This is a genomic window from Pseudomonas sp. SST3 (assembly GCF_003325755.1).
This window is the reverse complement of sequence record NZ_QORI02000144.1, coordinates 1-3984: the sequence shown is the minus strand read 5'-3', so window position 1 is coordinate 3984 and position 3984 is coordinate 1. Positions and strand designations below refer to the sequence as shown.

General features: G+C 51.3%; 4 protein-coding genes and 1 pseudogene. All 5 read left to right on the top strand.

What is annotated here, in order from left to right:
* A pseudogene (locus DQ405_RS25375) lies at positions 1 to 194 on the top strand (MotA/TolQ/ExbB proton channel family protein); the annotation flags it as partial.
* A complete protein-coding gene (locus DQ405_RS25370; protein ID WP_014716440.1) occupies positions 195 to 596 on the top strand; it encodes an ExbD/TolR family protein in 402 nt (133 codons plus the stop codon). It begins immediately after the preceding pseudogene.
* A gap of 335 nt (positions 597 to 931) precedes the next feature.
* Complete coding sequence (locus DQ405_RS27940) at positions 932 to 1981, top strand: dermonecrotic toxin domain-containing protein (RefSeq protein WP_241730225.1); 1050 nt, start codon at positions 932 to 934, stop codon at positions 1979 to 1981.
* Between the two features lie 39 nt (positions 1982 to 2020).
* Positions 2021 to 3688, top strand: coding sequence for a glycosyltransferase family 32 protein (locus DQ405_RS27935; RefSeq protein WP_342030467.1), 1668 nt, complete (start codon positions 2021 to 2023; stop codon positions 3686 to 3688).
* A gap of 222 nt (positions 3689 to 3910) precedes the next feature.
* A partial coding sequence (locus DQ405_RS28855; protein ID WP_174824721.1) for an alpha/beta hydrolase occupies positions 3911 to 3984 on the top strand: 74 nt, incomplete at its 3' end.

Here is a 3984-nt window from a genome sequence, read left to right as displayed (position 1 = left end):
TCGCCGTCGCGGTGCCTGCGGTGCTGGTTTACAACTACTTCCTGCGTCGCCTGAAGCTGACGGCGGCAGACCTGGATGACTTTGCCCACGACTTCTACAGCCTGGCGCAGAAAAACGCGTTCCGCGTGCTGCTGCACCCGACGTTGGCCAAGGCCAGCACCGGCAGCCCGCAGAAAGTGAAGGAGGCATCCTGAATGGCCTTCTCCACGCAAGACAGCGATGAGGTGCTGAGCGAGATCAATGTCACGCCTCTGGTGGATGTGATGCTGGTGCTGCTGGTGGTGTTTATCGTCACCGCGCCGCTATTGACCAACTCCATCCCGATCAACCTGCCCAAAACCCAGGCCGTAGCGCCGGTTGAGCAGAAAGACCCGTTGGTGGTGAGCATCGACGGCGCGGGCAAACTGTTTATCAACAAGGACGCAATCCAGCCGGACCTGTTGGAATTCAACCTGCAGGCGGCCAAGGCCAAGGACCCCGACGTGCGGGTGCAATTGCAGGCCGACGATGGAGTGAACTACGGCGAAGTGGCGCGAGCCATGGCGTCGATCGAGCGCGCAGGCATTACCAAATTGTCGGTGATTACTGCACGTTAGTTTCAAAGAGCCGCGACACGTTTTTGGGCCGTTTCCTTGGCAGGGTGCGGCCTTTTTTTATTGGAAGGGTATAGCGTTAGTAAAGGAAAAGAATTCACACGTTTTTGAATGTTTCTGAGCGTGCAATTCATGACCGTATGATTATTCTGGCTGGCGCATGGAAAGTTTCGATAAATGGAGAATTTATAGAATGGTACGTTTTCCGATTCGTTTGGTAGATACATTCGTCAGCCCGCAACAACCGGTTTCTCAGCCCGAATGAAAAAAAACCTGTCGCTTTTTCTGGGCCGTCCGATAGGCCTGGCCCACGGCATCCGTTAGGGCAAAGTTTATCTTTGAATCGCGCCGGTTATCAGCACATTAACGCACCCAATGCCGGGCCCAAGGTATTGAAGCCAAATCCTGTAATAGATGCTTATATCAGTACGCATGCGTCTGATTTTATGTCTCCTGAAAAAGAGATTGCCACTATTTTGTCCGCGAAGATAAAACAACAGTGGGGCATTGAAGTTGATCCTGATAAAACGTATCTGGTGACGTTCAAGGATAATGGCGATGACGAAAAGGATGTTGTGGAAAAAATAACGCTGACCCAGGCGGCTTTGAAAAACAGGCAAGATGTTACGATTGAAGATAATGAGGGCTGGTTTCGAAAAATCGCCAAGTATTTTTCGCCGGCAGTGTATGTTTACAACAAAATTGACGGCTGGGTGCAGGAAGCAGGCAGTCGCCAAGCTATTTACCGGGAACCGAGTTCTCCGGGCTCTGCGCTCTACAGTGCGGCCACTGAGGTGCCCATTCCGGTTGAAGATTTCAAAGCCTTGGTCTGGGATACAGACCGCACCCAACTTTACAAGAATACGCTTGATGGATTCTGGGACAAACACAGCGCCTCGTATGCATCGTTGAGTAAAATATCCTTTGTTAAAGCGATCAATCTACAGCGGCTGGAAGGAACACTTGGACCGGTTGAGGCGGCACTCGCTCAGCGTGCGTTGGGGGCGGTTGCGCAAAAGGATTGGTCCGAGCTGACGGTTCAGGATTTTACCAAGCCTGCCGTCAAGGATCCGAATCTGGAGATCGGCTTGCTGAGCATCAACGGCTTGCAGTCGACCGACTTGATGTGTGTGACCGATCGGAAAACCCAGCTGACGTTGCTATACATCCCTGGCAATTCCTCACCTATTCATCGGTTCGATAATCCGCAGCAAATGAAAACATGGCTGGCGGGGCAGGCGTCAGACCCCGTTAAGCGCGAATCGCTGCTGACGCACTTTTCTCTCAAGGATCAAGCTGACAAGTCGTTTTCAGACGGTGTACGTCAGTCTCTGGAAGGGATGGGAAATTGGTCGGACGCGCAGGCGTCGGGTAATGCTTTCCTTTAAAGGGCTCAACGGCTGGGTGCCGGATCGGTTTTTATCACAGTGGATCAGCTGCAGGGCGACCCTTTCGAAGCAGTCAAGGTTCGACAAAAGGCCCGATCTTATTCGGACGCGGATAATGCGATCGTCAGTGATGGGGACTACACCAAGAACAAAGTGCTGCAAGGGGTGGAAGAGGCCACCAAAGTCGCCATGTTCATGACGCCCCTGGCCCTGGTCATGCCGGAAGTCGCAATAGGTCTGGATGTTTTCTTCCTGGCAGCCGGGGGCGCCGAGGCCGGTATTGGTATTGATGATGCCATCAAAGGAAAATCGACCGGTGCGGACCGAATTGTTTTTGGGGTATTGAACGCTGCTCCGCCGTTAGCCACTCATGCGGGGGCGCCGCTGGCGAAAGTGATAACAGAAAGGTTTGCCAGCGGGGGCGTCGCAGCCGGAGCGGATGCTGCAGCCCAGGCCTCTACTCAAGTGACTGAACAAGGGCGCCCATTCTTCAATCCGCCACGGCGAATCAATGGGCAGATTGGTTATCCGATGAGCCCTGTTTCGCCCCCGAAACTCCATGAGGCGTTCACAGTCCCCATGGACGATGTCCATCAAATGGTCTCGAAAGACTACATGATTTTCGTCGATCGATACGGCACTAAAGTGACGTATGACGTAGAGGCCCGCCTATGGCGTGGGGTCAGCGAAAACGGTCGAGTGAATGACGTGTTTTATTGGCGTAAAGGCCAAGAAAACTGGATGAGTGGTACAAAAGCTGAAGCGATCGAAGGGAATAAAAATGCACCGGCTTCAATGATAAATAAGACATTGAAGTTACCGAGACTGCCATCGTTACCCTCCGGCGCCACTGAGGTGCCCAAGGTTATCCACTATTTTTGGGCTGGCAATGAGATGCCAGAGAACTTGCTCAACAATATTGTTGAGAACTCCAGGAAAAGTCCGGGCTATAAGTCGATCGTTCATGTAGATGCCAATAATGCGAGTGTTTTTCAAAAGATAAAGTCTGCATTGGATCACAAAGTAGGCGGTCTGGAAGTGCATGATTTGCAGGCAGATGAGGCTTTCAGGGAGCTGAAGGCTGGCAAGTATGGGGAAATGTATCAGTACTTTCGTGCCGGCCAAGGGCAAAATCTAGCGGCCTCATCGGATGTGATGCGCGTTGCATTGCTTAAGAAGTACGGTGGAATATATCTGGATGCGGACGATACACTGACTTTCAATGTGGGAAACGTCACGTTGAAAGCCACACCGAACGATATCCTGATGAATTCGCCAGTGACTTATGAACCAGCAGACTTCAGTGGTTTCAATACCAGTAATTTCGCCAGTCATGCCGATAATCCTTTGCTGGATGAGATCCTGGAAGAGGCCTATGAGCGCTATAAGGCCAATGAGGAGTGGTTGAAAAGTAATCGTGCTTTCCTGAGTGACAGTTCGACAGCCGCCGAACAGCAGGCTTATAAAGAATACGAGAAGAAAATTTTTGAAATCACCGGGCCGAAAATGTTTGGGGATGTATTGGCACAAAAGGAGTATGGGTTTTTCGCGGTAGTTGAAGAGGTGACAGAACTGTTGAACGCTTGTCTTTTACTTCCCAAGGACTATGGTGCCAACTATATGAGCGCGCGAGATTATTACATGCCGATGAATCATAAGTTCGGGGTCTCCATTGGCTCAGAGCAGTCTATGCATCATTCTCGCTGATTGGTAAAAACAAACCTGGTGTCGATTGCAGTCGCTGAGGAGCGGGTTTATCCGCCTCAGCGACTGGCTTCAGTGACGGCGATCGCCTTGGATGAGGATAACGTGACCTGATGTCGGAAAATGCAATTTGGTTATTAAATAAATTCCTTTTTATTCCTTATTTGATTGTTGGGTCGCCCCTATACTGGTCAGCAACGTTAAACGCTGCAGGAGGGCACACCCATGCACAGCGAGTCGATTCGTTATCTGATCGTGCCGGGCTGGCAAGGATCGCCAGAAGATCATTGGCAAACCCA

What these genes read in the sequence shown, in the direction of transcription:
- DQ405_RS25370 (WP_014716440.1), top strand. Translation starts at nt 195, where the DNA reads ATGGCCTTCTCCACGCAAGACAGCGATGAGGTGCTGAGCGAGATCAAT.